Here is a 16,312-nt window from a genome sequence, read left to right as displayed (position 1 = left end):
GGACGGTCAGTCGCTGATCCGGCTCAGGACCGCTCTGAAGGCAACGCCCGGCACTTGCAGTGCGGTGCCTTCGAATTCTGCCGTGTCGCCGTCCTCACGGCCGGCGAGCGTCAGGGTAATCCTGTCGTGGCCGAACAGCGCCTTGAAGGACGGGTCGTCGTTGTAGCGCTCGGTCGAGATCTTGACCTTGATGCTGCTGCCTTCGCCGGTATAGGTGCCGATGAAGGCGAAGGCGGAGTTGCCGCCGCGCATCTTGCCCTCGGTCACATAGATGACGCCGCATCCGGTTCCATGAACCGTGTGGAAGTCGACCTTGTAAAGTCCCTGACGCACGAACTGTCCTCGTCGAATTCCAGATGCAACTCGCCCGGCAAACTATGATCGTTGCCAGCAGAAGCAATCCGGTCAGTCCCGGGGAAACCGGCCATCAACATCACATTTTGATCAAAGCCTGAGGCAACCGCAGGCAGTGCGGCCAAAATCCCGGCGCGCGCAATATCGCTATCGACTTGATGCCGACGGGTTGGTGGACGCAACGCGCGTCAGCGCCAGTGACGGCGTCGCCGACATCTTCACCAGCACGTCCTTGAGCGGATCCCGCGTCCAGGCGCGGGTCACGTAATCACGATGTGTGATGCCGTCGCCGGTTTCGACGAACACGACGCTGCCGGGACGCAAAGGCCCATCCATGTCTTCGGAGACGCTGATGCCCTTCTGCCGCAGCGTGCTCATCAGCTCGCGGTCGCGCCGAGCGGTGTAGCGGGTGTAGGAGCTGACGAAGAAGCCGGAGCGGTGGCTCTCGATCCATGCGGCGAACTTGTCCATCTCGCCATAGACGGCGTCGAGCAGCACGACGCCGCGAACGCGGTCGCTGATGCCGCCGACCTCGAGGCTCCAGGCCGTCGGCAGGAAGCCGCCGCTGTAGCCGACGATGACGATCGGCATGTTGGCGAAGGCGCGGGCGCTGTTGGGATCGCCGGTGACGCGGGCGAGGTGGTTGGCCGATTCCTCCATAAAGCGCTTGAAGCCGCCCGGCTGCCAGAATTTGCCGGCGCTGGAATCGGCGGCATCGATGGCCATCTGCGGAGCGAGCAGGATGGCGTTGGCGCCGGAATCGGTGACCTGCTGCGGCACCAGCTGACGGTCGCGCACGTCGCGCTCGAGCGTCGCGCCATTGCCGTGGAAGAACACCACGATCACGCCCGGCTTGCGCACGTCGAAATGCTCGGGCACGTGCATCAGCACGCGGCTGTCGTTGTAGGTTTCGTCCTGCCAGTAGACGCGGCCGGAATAGCTGCGGTGGCCGCGGCGGTCGCCCTTGGAGATGTTGAGGAACGGCGCGTCCGAGGCGGGATTGTTGCCGAAATAGGGGAAGGCCGACGACTTCATGCTGACGAGCGTCGTGAGGTCTTCGCGGGCGGGGCGCTGATAGGGGACCTGCGGGGCGAGCGAGGCCACCTTGTAGGGCGCCTGCTCAGGCGGAGGCTGCTGCTGCACGGCGCGCTTGGGCGAGAAGTCCGACATCTGCCGTTGCAGAAAGCTCTCGCTCGCCGAGGGGAAGCGCTCGCCAAACTGTGGGGCGGGGAAGCGATCCTCAAACGTGTCGGCGCTTGCGACTTGCTGAGGTTTGGTCTTCGCAACGACCTGGACGTTGGCCTGCGAGTTCGCCGCGAGCGCCGCCGGATTGGGCGCCTTGCCGCATTGAACCAGCGTCAGCGACAGCGGCACCAAGGCAGAGATCAGGCCGATCCGGAGCGCACGACCGCGCACATCGGACGGCGTCCGATTGGCACGGCTATCAGCTCTCAGTTTCGGAACGGCCCCGACCATCCACCCATGACCCCAAGTCACGACCCAAGTCACACGTCCATCGGCAATCTCTAGACAATTGAGCCGACTGGCGTTTAGGCGACGTTAAGTGTCCGGAGAAACTTCCCCACATCCGGAACGCTCAAGGGACCATGCAATCGTGTCGTGATTGTGGGGGGAGAAAAACGGGATTCTCCGGTGTTTGTGCAGGTTTATTGCCCAGTATCGTGCGTAAGCGGTGTCAATATACCGATTCCAGCCGCCTCATTTAACCCTTGTTAACCCTGCTTGAATTGACTGGACCGAACTGCACGATGCTTCCCACGAGGCGCGACGCCTGAGGTTTGAGGACCCCGATGACGGCATCAGATGCGGGACCTGCGCCCTGGACTGGCCGGCTGACCGGAAGCGGGTCGGGGATCTCCGTTCTGGTCGCCACCGCCATCGTCGTGGCCGACATGATCGGGGTCGGCGTCTTCACCAGCCTCGGCTTCCAGGTCAAGGACATCCCCTCGGGCTTCTCGATCCTGTTGCTGTGGACCGTCGGCGGCATCGTCGCGCTATGCGGGGTGTTTTCCTACAGCGAGCTTGGCGCAATGTTTCCGCGCTCGAGCGGCGAATACAATTTCCTCGGCCGCGCCTATCATCCCGCCTTCGGCTTTCTGGCCGGCTGGGTTTCTGCCACGGTCGGCTTTGCCGCGCCGGTCGCGCTCGCGGCGATGGCCTTCGGCGAATACGCCAAATCGGTCGTGCCTGACCTGCCGCCAATCCCGCTCGCGATCGGCATGGTGTGGCTGGTTTCGATCGTGCAACTGACAGGCGTCAGGCACTCCTCGACCTTCCAGCTGGTCTCGACCATCCTGAAGGTCGTGCTGATCATCGCTTTCCTGGTCGCCGGCTTCATCATCGGCGTGCCGCAGCCGATCACCTTCACGCCGCAGCCGGGCGATCTCGCCCACATCGTCAGCGCGCCTTTCGCGATCGGGCTCGTCTTCGTGATGTACTCGTTCTCGGGCTGGAATGCCGCGACTTATATCATCGGCGAGATGAACATGCCGCAGCGTGACCTGCCGCGGGCGCTGCTCGCGGGTACGCTGATCGTGCTCGTGCTCTACGTCGCTCTCAATGCGGTGTTTCTCTATTCGACGCCGGTCGGCGCACTCGCTGGCCAGCTCGATGTCGCCAGCGTCGCCGGCACCGCGATCTTCGGCAGCCTCGGCGGACGGATCGTGGGCGCGATGATCTGTTTCGGCCTGATCTCCTCGATCAGCGCGATGATGTGGATCGGCCCCCGCGTCATGATGACGATGGGCGAGGACATTCCGGCGCTGCGGGTGTTCTCGAAGCGATCGGTGAGCGGTGCGCCGGCCTATGCCATCCTGTTTCAGCTCGCGGTCGCCAATCTGCTGCTGTTCACGCGCAGCTTCGAGGCGGTGCTCGACTTCATCCAGTTCGCGCTGCTGTTCTGCTCATTCTTCACGGTCGCCGGCGTCATCAAGCTGCGCATCACCGATCCCGATCTGCCAAGGCCCTATCGGGCCTGGGGATACCCGTTCACACCGCTGGTTTTCCTGCTCGTGACCGGGTTCATGATGTACTACCTTTTGACCGAGCGGCCATGGCATTCCCTGGCGGGGATGCTCGTCATGCTCGCCGGCCTGTTGATTTATGCTGTTTTCCGCAGGCGGCCGGTCGCCGCTGGCACGTCACACAATCGCGAATAGACATGTTTCGATCCATGAGAATTGCAGCCGTCGCTGTTGCCCTGCTGGCTGCGGCCATCTCGTCCGCGCGCGCGGCCGACGTCACCTTCGACGACACCGCGCGATTCCTCGCGGGCATGCAGCCGTCGGCGGACTCGCCGCTGGTGCCGCTCACGAAGGACCCGGGCTGGCAGCGCCACGCCAAATTCTTCGACGGTGCTTTCGCCCAGCTCGAGCAGCGGCAGATCTCCAGGATCCGCAACTGGGCCGACGCCAATCTGGCGGCGCCCAAGCCGACCATGTTCTATTTGTTCAGCGGCCCTGATTTTCTCTACGCCAATGCCTTCTATTCCAAGGCGAGCACCTACGTGCTCGGCGCGCTGGAGCCGGTCGGGGCCGTGCCCGACCTGACGCGGCTGCCGCGCGGTGCGGTCGGGGCTGCGCTTTACAATGTCGAGCGCTCGCTCGGCTCGATCCTGAGCTTCTCGTTCTTCATCACCAAGCAGATGAAGGTCGATTTGCACGCCAACCAGGTCAACGGCACCTTGCCGATCCTCTATGTCTTCCTGGTTCGCTCCGGCAAGACCATCCGCAATGTCGAGATGGTCGCGCTCGACGACAAGGGCGGGATGCATGTCGGCAACGACAATCCCGGACCGAACGCGACGCGCGGCACCCGCATCACCTTTGCGGGCCCCGACGGTGAAGCGCGCACGCTGTATTATTTCTCCGCCGATCTCTCCAACGCGAGCGCGCGCGCCGCGGGCTTCCTGAAGTTCTGCGAGACGCTCGGCCCCGGCAACAGCCTGATCAAGAGTGCATCGTATCTACTGCACTCCGGTAACTTCACTGTCGCACGCGACTGGTTGCTCGCCAACAGCGCGACCATCATCCAGGATGATTCCGGCATTCCGCTTGCGAACTACAGCGCGAAGCAGTGGGGCTTCTTCCCGTTCGGCCGCTATCTCGGACCGATCAACGAATTCCCCGGCCGCTATCAGGAGCGCTACGCCGAACTGTTCACGCGCGCCCAGCCAATCGATTTCGGCGTCGGCTATCGCTGGCGCATGCACGAGTCGAATTTGCTGCTGTCGGTGAGGGTGCCGGGAAGCGAGGCGGCCCCCGCCGCGGAGACCACCTCATCCGCTGAGCCAGCGCCAAAGCCGCGCCCCAAGCGACCGCGCCCGCCTGAGGCAGTCCAGCCGCCGCCGGGGCGATTCTTCTGGTTCCGCTAACTACCAGTGCACGCTCTGGCTCGGCACGACGAACGCCGTCGTGCTCGGTGGCGTCGCGAGGCTCGTCCCTAGATACCAGCCGGAGCCGAGGACCAGCGCCAGCAAAGCGACGATCGCGAGCAGGTCAATCGTCCTGGGGTCGTGGTGATGCCCCCTCGAGCTCGAATTGGGACCGAGCCCGAAGTGAAAGTGAGGGCTGATTTTCCAGCGCATTGTTGTTTCCTCCCAATGGAGCGACAAAACAACGCGAGGGAGAAGTTCCGGTTCCGCTCATGGCCGCGATGCGCAAAGCACCGCAGCATGTTTAGGCCGCATTCACGCCGCGCCAGCGGGCGTACCGCCACGGCAAATACCAGCGCGAAGCTGGCGGCGCGGTGAGGGGCACATTGTCAATTCCCGACGTGCCGAACGGATTGCAACGCAGCAGGCGCGCGAGCGTCATCCAGCCGCCGGCCCAAAGTCCGAACCGCTCGATCGCCTCGTCGCCGTAGACGGAGCAGGTCGGCAGATGCCGGCAGTTGTAGCCGACCAGTGGTGAGAGCGTATGGCGGTAAAGCCAGATCAGCGCGCGGCCGAATCTGCGCGGGAGCCGAAGCGCGCCTCCGACGGGATTGGAACAGTGCTCGCAAGCTGAATGCTTCATGTGCGCGTTGCTGCGGCCTTGAGCGAAATGTTGCGCGGTTCCAACGCAGGGAACAGCGACGTGTTGTTTGCGCGCCATACTTTGCCTGCTTTCAGGGAGCAGTGCAGCAAGTACCTATGGACGATCTGTATTCCCCCGGATACCATTTTTGTGACGTTCGTGTGAGACTCACGGGACGTCGAAACGGGGCTTGCCTGACTTGCTTTAGGGCTTGGGGAAGGGACCAGTTTGAAACTTCTGAAGTCGCTTAATCTTCGCGGCTGGTTGCTGGTGGGAACCGCTGCTTGTGGGGTCGTGTTGGCTGGTGCCGTCGCGACCATGGGATCGTCGGCCCGGGCCGGTGGCGCCCTCGAAGAGCGCAAGCTGCCGATGAAATTCAACTGGGTGGCCTGCGAGCCGAACTGCCGCGGTTGGGTCAGCGCGGTCGGCATCATCACCGCCGACACGCCCAAGGATTTTGAAGAATTTTCACGCGGGCGGCAGCTCGGCGGCGCCACCGTGGTGCTCGACTCCAGCGGCGGCTCCGTCAACGACGCGATCACGCTCGGCCGGCGCTTCCGCACTCTGGGCCTCCTGACCACGGTCGGCATCAGCCTTCAGAACCGTGGCGGGCAGGGCGTTCGTCCGACGGTGGCCCCCGAGGCCTATTGCGAATCCATGTGCGCGTTCCTGCTGCTGGCCGGCAAGAAGCGCTACGTGCCGGAAGCGGCGCATGTCCGCGTCCACCAGATCTGGATGGGCGACCGCGCCGACGATGCCAAGGCCGCAAGCTACAGCGCGCAGGACCTGATGATCGTGGAACGCGATATCGGGCGGCTCGCCAAGTACACCTTCGACATGGGCGGCGCCGGCGATCTGCTGTCGCTCGCGCTCAGCGTGCCGCCGTGGGAAGATCTGCGCGAACTGGACGCGGGCGAGCTGAAGCTTACCAACCTCGTGACGACTGATCAGGTTGCCGACGTGCTGCCGCATGTGGATGTCTCCGCACCGGCGATGGCCGAGGCCAAGACGCAGGCGCGGTTCGGGGCGGAGGCGGAACAACAGCCCGTCAGATCGACCAAGACGGCTGAGGCCGTCGTGCCGACCGGTGCGGCGCCGAGTGCAGGCTCGAAGTAGGCCTGCCCTGTTCGGGGTCGCGCCGACGCACGCTCGGCAATGACATCGACGGGGGGAGCCGAGATGACGTTAGCCTCGATAAGTTAGCCTTGGGCCGTCGCCGGCTGCTTGGCCTTTGCCTCGATCTGGCCGATGGCATCGACCACGGCGTCGAAGGTCAGAAGCGTCGAGGCGTGGCGCGCCTTGTAGTCGCGGACCGGCTCGAGGAACTTGATCTCTTCCCACTTGCCTTCAGGAGGAACGCCATTCTCCTTGAGCATCTTGCGAACGGTTTCGCGTAACTCACGGAGTTCGCTGGCAGTCGATCCGACGACCTGACTTGCCATGATGGATGAGGAGGCCTGGCCCAGTGCACAGGCCTTCACGTCATGGGCGAAGTCGGTGACGGTGTCGCCCTCCATCTTGAGATCGACCTTCACGGTCGAGCCGCACAATTTGGAGTGGGCCGTGGCGCTGGCGTCGGGGTCCGACAACCGCCCGAGGCGCGGAATATTCCCGGCCAGCTCGATGATCCGCTTGTTATAAATGTCGTTCAGCATGTGATGGAGTCCGGGACTTCCGCATTGGATCGGCCTTGGCGGGCGCCGTCCAGGGTCCTATATAGGGGCGGAACTGGCGGAAAAAAAGTCCAGCGGTGCGGCGGCAGCGATCCAGATCTGCGCTGCCAGTGTGATGACCCAAGGCTCTTTTTCGTCAAAACTGTTCTCTTCAGGCGTCCGGCGGCTTGCCGCCCCGTCTGCCGGTGACACTCCGGCCGCAAGGCCGTCGAACGGAGTAGACATGGACGCTACGATCAAACCGATCCGCCCCAACAAGCAGCTTGAGAGCCGCCCGGCTGAGCTCGATCCTGCCGAATTCCTTGCGGCCGCCGTCCGCGCCGACCAGCCGCGTCCGGCGCGCGCCGAGGCGGAAGCCGCGGTGAAGACGCTGCTTGCCTATATCGGTGAGAACACCGAACGCGAGGGCCTCCTGGACACGCCGCGCCGTGTGGTCGAGGCCTTCGACGAGCTCTATCAGGGCTACCACCAGTGCCCGGCGGAGGTGCTCGACCGCACCTTCGGCGAGACGGCCGGCTATGACGATTTCGTGCTGGTGCGCGACATCGAATTCACCTCGCAATGCGAGCATCACATGATGCCGTTCTACGGCAAGGCGCACATCGCCTATACGCCGGTGGAGCGCGTCGTCGGCCTGTCGAAGCTCGCGCGCCTGACCGACATCTTCGCCCGCAGGCTCCAGACCCAGGAGCATATGACGGCGCAGATCGCGGCGGCGATCGACGAGATCCTCAAGCCGCGTGGTGTTGCCATTCTGATCGAGGCTGAGCATACCTGCATGTCGGTGCGCGGCGTCGCCAAGCATGGCGCCTCCACCTTCACCAGCCGCTTCACCGGCATGTTCCGCGACAACCCGGCGGAGCAGGCCCGTTTCCTGTCCATGGTGCGAGGCACGCGCTGACCTCGCTAACGCTTTAAGCGAGGACGCTCGTGTCCGCTCACTCCCATGAGATCGAGGAAGGCTTGTCCTTCCTGCCGCGCTTCGATGCCGCCGGCCTCGTGACAGTCGTCGCGACCGACGTCGCCAGTGGTGACGTCCTCATGGTCGCGCATATGAACGAAGAGGCACTGCGCAAGACCATCGCGACCGGCGAGGCCTGGTACTTCAGCCGCTCGCGCAATGCCTTGTGGCGAAAAGGTGAGACTTCGGGTCAGACCCAGCGCGTGGTCGAGATCCGCACCGATTGCGATCAGGACGCGGTCTGGCTTCACGTCGAGCAGATCGGCGCGGCCTGCCACACCGGGCGGCGGTCGTGCTTCTACCGCAAGGTCGAGGCCGAGGGCGGCGGCGCGAAGCTCGTCTTCGTCGATGCAGGCAGGCTGTTCGATCCCAACGACGTTTATAAGAAATAGCCCTCGCTCATTCCGGGCTCACACCCGCGGTGTGCCCCGGAATGACTCGAGAGGGGGCGAGCCTTCAAATTAACCCCGCATTAACCATACCTGTCCCACGGTGAGACGATAGGGCGCCGAATTGCCGGTGCCGCTCAACGCCGCACGGGGCGGGCACTTCATCATGTCGGTCGACAACTCCAGTGCCTCTCAGACGGCGGTTCTCGATCCGTCGCGGGCACGCGTCGCCGGTGCGATCAAACAGGCCTCGAACATCACCGGCGTCAGCTTCCAATACATGCTGACCACCGCCAAGATGGAATCGGATTTCGATCCGACAGCAGGGGCCACCACGTCCTCCGCGCACGGGCTCTACCAGTTCATCGACCAGACCTGGCTCGGCACGGTGAAGGAGGCCGGCACCCAGCTCGGCTACGGCAACTACGCCAACGCGATCACCAGGACCTCCTCCGGCAGCTATACCGTTGACGACCCCTTCATGAAGCGGTCGATCATGAAGCTGCGCGACGACCCGGAAGCCGCATCCAGCATGGCGGCTGCGCTGACGCAGTCGAACAGTTTCAAGCTCACAGGCTTGCTCGGTCGCAGGCCGAGCGACAGCGAGCTCTACATGGCGCATTTCATGGGCGTCGGCGGCGCCGCCAAACTGATCGCCAATGCCCAGGACAATCCGCAAGCGGTTGGCGCGCGGCTGTTTCCCAATGCGGCCTCCGCCAACCGCTCAATCTTCTATGCCAGGGATGGCAGTGCGCGCAGCGTCTCCGAAGTCTATTCGGTGCTGGATGCGCGCTATGCCAGCGCGGCAAATTCGAAGACCACCCGCAGTGCGATGGCGATGTATGGCGGCACGCCGTCGACCACGCAGGTCGCGAGCGCCAACGGCGTGCAGCCCACTGCGCCCGTGGTGGACAACGCCGCTTATCTCCAGACCTTCCCCGAGGCGCGCGGTGTGACGCCGGTCAGCGCCACGTCGTCGACGGCCGTTGCCGATAATGCGCCGACCACGCCGGCCTTCCGCTCGATCTATCAGCCCAGCGATGCGCAGCCGGTCTCGACGACCGTGCAGAAATTGTGGGGCAACAATGCCTCACTGACATCCGTCGCTTCGGCGACACCGGACGTGCGCGCACCGCAGCCGCTCGATCTCTTCAGCGATCGCAGCGGCACGTTCTCGAGCTGATAGATCGCTCTGAGCGGCTTTTGCTCCCTTAACAAATCATCAATAAAACCAGCCGCTTATGGTGAACGCTTTGTTAAGCGTCGTGGTTTATTTTGTGTTTCAGGTGACGCGCCGTCACCATTTTCGTTTGTTGTGTAAGCCGGAAGCAGCATGATTGTTCGGCAGTTTATCAATTGGATCAGGACCGCGCCCGCTGGTGAGCGGGCCGAGGCAACGCGGGCGTTGGCCCGGGCCTGGCTGATCTCAGACCTTTCCCATGACGACCGCGTCGCCGCCGAAGGCGCGCTGCTGATGCTGCTCGACGATCCCTCGCCATTGGTACGGCAGGCGATGGCCGAGGCTTTTGCGCGCAGCACAGAGGCGCCGGCCGCAATCGTGCGGGCGTTGTCGGCGGACCAGCCGACCGTCGCGCTGCCGGTGCTCGAACATTCTCCGCTGCTGATCGACGCCGATCTCGTCGACATCGTCGCGACCGGCAATGACGAGGTGCAATGCGCGGTCGCGCGCCGCATCGCGTTGCCGGTCTCGGTCTGCGCCGCCATCGCCGAAGTCGGCTGTGCGGCGGCCGCGCTGGAGCTGATCGAAAATCCCCACGCCGAACTCGCGCCGTTCTCCTGGAACCGCATTGTCGAACGTCACGGCCATCTCGCCGCGATCCGCGAGGCGATGCTGGTGCTGGACGATCTGCCGTCGGCCACGCGCGCGGCACTGGTGGCAAAGCTTTCCGAGACGCTGGCGCAATTCGTCGTGGCGCGGAACTGGCTGAGCGCAGACCGTGCCGAACGCGTGACGATCGAGGCGCGCGACCGTTCCACCGTCAACATCGCGGCGCGATCGCGCGGCGAGGACATGCAGGGCCTGGTGCGGCACCTGCGCATCACCGGCCAGCTCACCGCCGGCCTCATCCTGCGCGCGCTGCTGTCGAGCAATCTCGATCTGTTCGATGCGGCGCTCGCCGAACTCGCCGACCTGCCGCTGGCGCGCGTCTCGGCGCTGCTGCACGACCGCGGCGGCAACAGCCTGCACGCACTGCTCCGCCGCGCCGGGCTGCCCGAGGCCACGTTTGCGGCGTTCCAGGTCGCGCTCGATGCCTGCCACGAGCAGGGCTTTATCGACAGCGACGACGGTGCAGCACGGCTGCGCCGGCGCATGGTCGAGCGCGTGCTGACCCATTGCGAGACCGACCGCGGCGCCACCGAGCCGCTGATGGTCCTGCTTCGCCGCTTTGCCACCGAGTCCGCCCGCGAAGAGGCAAGGCTGTTCTGCGACGAGATCGTCGCGGACGATGCGATCGATCCGGTCTACGACGATCTGATCGCAGCGTAGGTCGAGCTGGATCCGCAAACTCCGTCATTGCGAGCGCAGCGAAGCAATCCAGACTGTCCCCGCGGAGGGATTTCTGGATTGCTTCGCTGCGCTCGCAACGACGAGGAGAGAGCCGAACCTTACTCCGCCGGCACGATGCTCGGCGCCAGGATCACCTCGAGGTGCTCGGGGCGGTCGCGATTGACGTGGGCAAGGTAATCGTCGGCGACCTTGCGCAGGCGGCGGCTGAGTTCGGCGGAGACGCTGATGCGGTCGAGCTTGGTGTTTTCGTGCACGATGGCGAGGATGGCGTTGATGTGGTGCGTGAACAGCTCGGCGGGCACCCGTTCGAGATCGGGCGCGTGCTCGATCACGCGGCACAGGCTCTCGGCAATTCCCGCCGCCGCCGGATAGCCGAACGTTGCGGCGTCGCCCTTGATGTCGTGCGCGGCATGGAACAGCTCGTCGCGCCTGTCCTTGGTGAAACCGTCGTTGCGGATGGCGACGTAGGCGGCCGAGAGACGGTTGACCTCGATCGTCATCCAGTCCTTGAACTCGCCTGAGAGGCCCGCGAGCGCCTGCTCGGCGCGGCCGATCGGATCGTCCATATCCTTTTCGTCGACGCGGCGCAGAACCTTGCGCAACGGATTAGGCTGCGTGATGACTTGATGCGTGGCGAAGGCCGCGACCTCGATGTCCTTTGCGCTGTTCTTCGCCATGATATCTGCCCCGATCGTGTGAGACGTTGCGCTAGATGGTGGAGCGGGCCTTGTCGAGCAGCGAAGGCTGCTGGAGCACCTCGTGCTTTTCGCCGACGCGGCGCTCGGGCCCCATATAGGCGGACGCGGTGTTGCGGCGGCGGTCCGGACCGAAATAGGTCTTGGTCTTGATGAAGGGCCGGGGACTGGCGACCACGTTGAGGATGCGCTGATAGAGGCCCTTGGCCGAGATCGGCTTGGCCAGGAATTCGGTGACGCCGGCATCGCGCGCCACCGTGACGCGGCGCTTCTCGGAATGACCGGTCAGCATGATGATCGGCGCGTAGGGATTGCCCTTGGATTCCGGTTGCCGGATCATCTGCGCGAGCTCGAGCCCGTCGAAGATCGGCATCGCCCAGTCGGTGATGACGATATCGGGGACGTAATGGCTGTACATTTCCAGCGCCGTGGCGCCGTCCTCGGCTTCATAGACTTCGCGCGCGCCGAAGGAATGCAGCAGCGTCCGCAGGATGCGGCGCATGTGCGGATTGTCGTCGCAGACGAGGAAGCGCAGCTTGTTGAAATCGATGCGGAACATGACGCCATGGCCAAAGCGGTCAACTTTCGTTAACCATATCGCGCCGGCGGTTAACGAAGGGTTGAGACCGGGGGGCTCAGAGGCGGATCAGGAGCCGAATTGCTCGCGCAAAATGCGCTCTTCCAGGCTGTGGCCGGGGTCGAACAGCATGCGCATCGAGATGGTCTTGTCGGATAGCACCTCGACGCGCCGGACCCTGCGCACCTCCTCGTGGTCGGCGACTGCCGCAACGGGGCGCTTGTCGTCTTCCAGCACCTCGATCACGACATAGGCGGTGTTGGGGAGCAGCGCCCCGCGCCAGCGCCGCGGCCGGAAGGCGCTGATCGGTGTCAGTGCCAGCAGTGCGGCGTTGATCGGCAGGATCGGGCCTTGCGCCGACAGATTGTACGCGGTCGAGCCGGCTGGCGTCGCCACGATGATGCCGTCGGCGATCAACTCGGGCATGCGCTCGCGCTCGTCGATCAGGATCCGCAGGCGTGCTGCCTGGGAGGTCTGCCGGAACAGGTAGACCTCGTTGATCGCGTGGTGCAAATGGACGCGGTCGTTGGTGTCGGTCGCGCGCATCAGGAGCGGATTGATCTCGGATTCATGCGCCGCTTCGAGCCGCGTGCGCAGATCGTGCGGCGAGTACTCGTTCATCAGGAAGCCGATTGTGCCGCGATGCATGCCGTAGATCGGCTTGCCAGAGCGCATGTGGTGGTGCAGCGTCTGGAGCATCAGTCCGTCGCCGCCGAGCGCGACCACGATGTCGGCCTCGTCAGGATTGCAATTGCCATATTGCGAGGTGAGCTGATGGAAGGCGGCCTGCGCCTCGCTGCTCGGGCTGGCGACGAAGGCGATCCGGTCGTATCGCGATGGCTTGGTCATGGCTTCCGGGCAGGGCCGCTGGCTGGAGAAAGTTCCGCCGCGCTCGTCTATACGAGGTCGGCCTCGATTGTCGAGGATGACCGCCTTTCAAGGCAAATGGGCGACGGCCGGATTGGGGACAAAACCGGGCGTTTCGAGCCGGATCGGCCTCCTCGGGCGCGGTCGGGCCCATGATCCCCCAAACCGTCGCAATTCCGCGTTAGCCTTTTGGGCTCTCCGGCCTCCACAGCCGGGCAGGGAGGACGATCATGGTCACGAACTTGCCGGCGCTGCGTCGGACGGCCCTGGTGCTGGCGGTGTCGGTTTTCGCGCTCGCGGGATTTGCCCGCGCGGACGATCCGCCGCAGCCGCGCGCCGAGACGGCGGCGCCTGCTGGCCAGAAGGGCGGGCGCGGAGGTGGTCCGCAAGGCGCGTCGCAGAATTCGTCATCGGCCGCCGAGTTGCACCGCCTGCCGCCGGATTCGACCACGAAGCAGACGCTCGATCTGCCCGGTCGCACCCTCAACTTCGCGGCGACCGCCGGCTCCATCCGCGTGTTCGACGGCAAGGGCGAACCGCTCGCGGACATCGCCTATACGTCCTACGAGCTTGATGGTGCCGACCGCGCGACGCGCCCCGTGACGTTCCTGTTCAACGGCGGACCCGGCGCGTCCTCGGCGTGGCTTCAGTTCGGTGCGGCTGGTCCCTGGCGGCTGCCGCTCGATGGCGAAGCCCTGTCGCCGTCGGCCTCGCCCGAGGTGAAGCCGAACGCGGAGACCTGGCTCGACTTCACCGATCTCGTCTTCATCGATCCCGTCAGCACCGGCTATAGCCGTTTCGTTGCGAGCGGCGAGGATGCGCGCAAATCGTTCTATTCCGTCGACGGTGATGCCAATTCGATTGCGCTCGTGATCCGCCGCTGGCTTGAAAAGCACAATCGCCTGACCTCGCCGAAATATGTCGCGGGCGAAAGCTATGGCGGCATTCGCGGGCCGAAGGTCGTGCGCCAGCTGCAGATCCAGCACGGCGTCGGCGTCAGGGGATTGATCCTGGTGTCGCCGTTGCTGGACTTCCGCGAGTTCACCGGCACGAGCCTCCTGCAATATGTGGCGACGCTGCCGAGCTATGTCGCGGTCGCGCGTGAAGCCAAGGGGCCGGTCAAGCGCGCCGACCTCGCCGATGTCGAGGCTTATGCGCGCGGCGAATTTCTGGCCGATCTCGTCAAGGGCGAGGCCGATAAGGAGGCCACCAATCGTCTTGCCGACAAGGTCGCCGAGCTCACCGGCATCGACCCGGCGGTGAGCCGCAGGCTCGCCGGCCGCTTCGACGTCGGCGAATTTCGCCGCGAATTCGACCGCAAGAACGCCAAGGTGACGGGACGCTACGACGCCTCTGTGCGCGGCTTCGATCCCTATCCGGATTCGGGCAATTCCCGGTTCGGCGACCCCTCGGGCGATGCGCTCCAGGCGCCGCTGACGAGCGCCGCGGTCGACGTGCTCTCGCGCAAGCTCAACTGGCGACCTGATGGCTCCTACGAAGTCCTGAACGGCGCCATCGACTGGGATTACGGCCGCGGCATCAGCCCGCCGCAGTCGGTGTCGGAGCTGCGCCAGATCATGGCCACCGACGCGAAGCTGAACGTGCTGGTGGGGCACGGCCTGTTCGATCTCGCCACGCCCTATTTCGGAACGAAGCGGGTGCTCGACCAGTTGCCGGCCTTCGCGACGCAGCGCGTCAAGTTCGTCGTCTATCCCGGCGGCCACATGTTCTATTCGCGCGACGGCTCGCGGCAGGCGTTTCGCGGCGAGGTCGAAGGATTGATCAGGGAGTAGGCCTGCGCTTGCGCGGCTTGTATCGCCGCTCGATCTCCTTCGCCACGACGCCTGCCGGCTTCACATGCGCCCCGGCGATCCAGATGTCGCTGACCTTGCCGCGTGCGTTGCGGACGCGGCGGACCGGCTCGCCGTGGCTGGAATAGCCGGCGGCCCAGGCGAGCTCGCCGGTATCGCGGCCGGTCACTTCGATCTCGGCGGCATCCATGAACGGGTTGTTGAATTGCGGATTGGCGAGCAGCACGCGGTTGCCCATCGGCACGAAGTCCGTCGCGCCCCATATCGTCCACCAGCGGCCGGTCCAGTCGCGCACGCGGCGGTCGGGCGCACCGCGCGTCTTGAACACGCGCAGGATCTGCATCGCGCCGTCCATCCAGAATGGCGCGGCACCATCGAGCGAGTTGCTGAGGATGCTGATCGCGAGCTCGCAGGACGGGATGGAGCAGGTCCGCGAGATGTAGCCCTGGAAGCCGCCGCTGTGGCCGAACCAATCCCAGCCGTCGGTCTTGCCCGCGTTGACGCCGAGTCCGTAATAGGCCTCGAGGGTTTGCGGAATGCGCCATTGATGCCGCGTCATCTCGCGGCGGCTCGCGACTGACAGCACGCTCCTTTTGGCGTTGGGGGCGAGTTGCCCGAAGAAGCGTGCCGTGTCGCCGGCGGTGGCGGCAAAGCCGGTGGCGGACGCCATTGCGTGCGTGGGATTGTCGCCGGGGATCACGCCGCGCTCGCCGAGCGGCACGCGTCGCGTGTGGCCGCGTGCAAGCAATGCCCCCTTCGGAAGCGGCGCGTCCGGTTCGGTCTCGCGCAGACCTGCCGGCTCGACGATTTCGCGCTTGATCCAGACGGAGTAGGGCTCCTTGGTGACGGCTTCGATCACGAGACCGATCAGGCCAAAGCCGTGGTTGGAATATTTGAAGCGCGTGCCCGGCTCGATCGCGGTCGGCAGCTTCAGCTCCGCGACCAGCTCGTTCGCGTTCAGATAGGAGCGGTTGTCGGTGAACTGGCCGGCATCGGCACCGTCGCGCGCCAGTCCCGCGGTGTGCGAGAGCAGTTGGGCAATCGTCGTCTCGGCGACGCGCGGATGCAGGCCGCCGACATATTGGCCGACCGTGTCGTCGAGCCGGAGCTTGCGCTGCTCGCGCAGCTTCATGATGCCGGCCGAGGTGAAGCTCTTCGAGTGCGAGGCAATGCGGAAACGGTGGCGCGGGGTGAGCTTCTCGCCGGTGTCCAGATTGGCGAGGCCGAAGGCATGCTCGGCGACGACCTCACCGCGATGGGCGAACGCAACGATGACGCCGGGCTGCTGGATTGTCGTCTGCTGGAATTCGATCCAGGAGCTGATGTAGTCGATCGCGGATCGCAGCCAAATGTCCATTGCGCACCAATTGTGGGGAGGATTCGTGCGCGAAGGCTAGCCGAGAAAGCGGAACGGGCACA

17 protein-coding genes are annotated in these 16,312 nt (G+C 64.8%); 8 read left to right on the top strand and 9 right to left on the bottom strand.

The annotated features are described in order from the left end of the window. Positions 1-6: 6 nt before the first annotated feature. On the bottom strand, positions 7-333 hold the full coding sequence (locus AB7532_RS22690; RefSeq protein WP_441236928.1) for a hypothetical protein: 327 nt from the start codon (positions 331-333) through the stop codon (positions 7-9). Positions 334-501: 168 nt separating this feature from the next. Next, entirely contained in the window at positions 502-1,830 is a 1,329-nt protein-coding gene (locus tag AB7532_RS22685; protein ID WP_441236927.1) for an alpha/beta hydrolase, read from the bottom strand. A 335-nt stretch (positions 1,831-2,165) separates the two neighbouring features. On the opposite strand from AB7532_RS22685, the gene AB7532_RS22680 reads away from it, so the two are divergent. Continuing rightward, a complete protein-coding gene (locus AB7532_RS22680; protein ID WP_441236926.1) occupies positions 2,166-3,533 on the top strand; it encodes an APC family permease in 1,368 nt (455 codons plus the stop codon). A gap of 14 nt (positions 3,534-3,547) precedes the next feature. Then, positions 3,548-4,747, top strand: a complete 1,200-nt coding sequence (locus AB7532_RS22675; protein ID WP_441236925.1) for a hypothetical protein — start codon at positions 3,548-3,550, stop codon at positions 4,745-4,747. Here the strand turns inward: AB7532_RS22675 and AB7532_RS22670 are convergent, their stop codons facing one another. Both AB7532_RS22670 and yidD read right to left on the bottom strand, forming a co-directional pair. Beyond that, entirely contained in the window at positions 4,748-4,960 is a 213-nt protein-coding gene (locus AB7532_RS22670) for a hypothetical protein (RefSeq protein WP_441236924.1), read from the bottom strand. It abuts the gene before it with no gap. 91 nt (positions 4,961-5,051) lie between these two features. Further along, positions 5,052-5,390: a membrane protein insertion efficiency factor YidD gene (yidD, locus tag AB7532_RS22665; RefSeq protein ID WP_441236923.1), complete on the bottom strand. Its 339-nt coding sequence runs from the start codon at positions 5,388-5,390 to the stop codon at positions 5,052-5,054. A 228-nt stretch (positions 5,391-5,618) separates the two neighbouring features. On the opposite strand from yidD, the gene AB7532_RS22660 reads away from it, so the two are divergent. After that, complete coding sequence (locus AB7532_RS22660) at positions 5,619-6,506, top strand: hypothetical protein (RefSeq protein WP_441236922.1); 888 nt, start codon at positions 5,619-5,621, stop codon at positions 6,504-6,506. A gap of 83 nt (positions 6,507-6,589) precedes the next feature. On the opposite strand, the gene AB7532_RS22655 is transcribed toward AB7532_RS22660, so the two are convergent. Continuing rightward, the gene (locus AB7532_RS22655; RefSeq protein WP_441236921.1) at positions 6,590-7,045 is read right to left on the bottom strand and encodes an iron-sulfur cluster assembly scaffold protein; all 456 of its coding nucleotides are present in this window, start codon (positions 7,043-7,045) and stop codon (positions 6,590-6,592) included. 241 nt (positions 7,046-7,286) lie between these two features. On the opposite strand from AB7532_RS22655, the gene folE reads away from it, so the two are divergent. The 4 genes from folE (at position 7,287) to AB7532_RS22635 (ending at position 10,922) form a co-directional block, all read left to right on the top strand. After that, positions 7,287-7,964 (top strand): GTP cyclohydrolase I FolE, encoded by a 678-nt coding sequence (gene folE, locus AB7532_RS22650; protein WP_441236920.1) that lies wholly within the window; start codon positions 7,287-7,289, stop codon positions 7,962-7,964. Positions 7,965-7,993: 29 nt separating this feature from the next. Beyond that, a complete protein-coding gene (gene hisI, locus AB7532_RS22645; RefSeq protein WP_441236919.1) occupies positions 7,994-8,416 on the top strand; it encodes a phosphoribosyl-AMP cyclohydrolase in 423 nt (140 codons plus the stop codon). Positions 8,417-8,579: 163 nt separating this feature from the next. After that, complete coding sequence (locus AB7532_RS22640) at positions 8,580-9,596, top strand: lytic transglycosylase domain-containing protein (protein ID WP_441236918.1); 1,017 nt, start codon at positions 8,580-8,582, stop codon at positions 9,594-9,596. 150 nt (positions 9,597-9,746) lie between these two features. Continuing rightward, complete coding sequence (locus AB7532_RS22635; protein ID WP_441236917.1) at positions 9,747-10,922, top strand: DUF2336 domain-containing protein; 1,176 nt, start codon at positions 9,747-9,749, stop codon at positions 10,920-10,922. A gap of 119 nt (positions 10,923-11,041) precedes the next feature. On the opposite strand, the gene AB7532_RS22630 is transcribed toward AB7532_RS22635, so the two are convergent. The 3 genes from AB7532_RS22630 to AB7532_RS22620 form a co-directional block, all read right to left on the bottom strand. Continuing rightward, entirely contained in the window at positions 11,042-11,620 is a 579-nt protein-coding gene (locus AB7532_RS22630) for an Hpt domain-containing protein (protein ID WP_441236916.1), read from the bottom strand. Between the two features lie 31 nt (positions 11,621-11,651). Next, positions 11,652-12,197 carry a response regulator gene (locus tag AB7532_RS22625; protein WP_441236915.1) on the bottom strand — a complete coding sequence of 182 codons (546 nt, stop codon included), beginning with the start codon at positions 12,195-12,197 and terminating at the stop codon, positions 11,652-11,654. An 87-nt stretch (positions 12,198-12,284) separates the two neighbouring features. Beyond that, a complete protein-coding gene (locus AB7532_RS22620; RefSeq protein WP_441236914.1) occupies positions 12,285-13,064 on the bottom strand; it encodes an NAD kinase in 780 nt (259 codons plus the stop codon). Positions 13,065-13,312: 248 nt separating this feature from the next. Between AB7532_RS22620 and AB7532_RS22615 the strand changes: the two genes are divergently transcribed. After that, the gene (locus tag AB7532_RS22615; RefSeq protein WP_441236913.1) at positions 13,313-14,875 is read left to right on the top strand and encodes a S10 family peptidase; all 1,563 of its coding nucleotides are present in this window, start codon (positions 13,313-13,315) and stop codon (positions 14,873-14,875) included. On the opposite strand, the gene AB7532_RS22610 is transcribed toward AB7532_RS22615, so the two are convergent. Further along, on the bottom strand, positions 14,865-16,250 hold the full coding sequence (locus tag AB7532_RS22610; RefSeq protein ID WP_441236912.1) for a serine hydrolase domain-containing protein: 1,386 nt from the start codon (positions 16,248-16,250) through the stop codon (positions 14,865-14,867). The genes AB7532_RS22615 and AB7532_RS22610 overlap by 11 nt on opposite strands. Positions 16,251-16,312 lie beyond the last annotated feature (62 nt).

It is taken from the genome of Bradyrhizobium sp. 930_D9_N1_4 (assembly GCF_052076015.1).
Taxonomy (GTDB): domain Bacteria; phylum Pseudomonadota; class Alphaproteobacteria; order Rhizobiales; family Xanthobacteraceae; genus Bradyrhizobium.
This window is presented reverse-complemented; position numbering and strand designations above follow the sequence as displayed.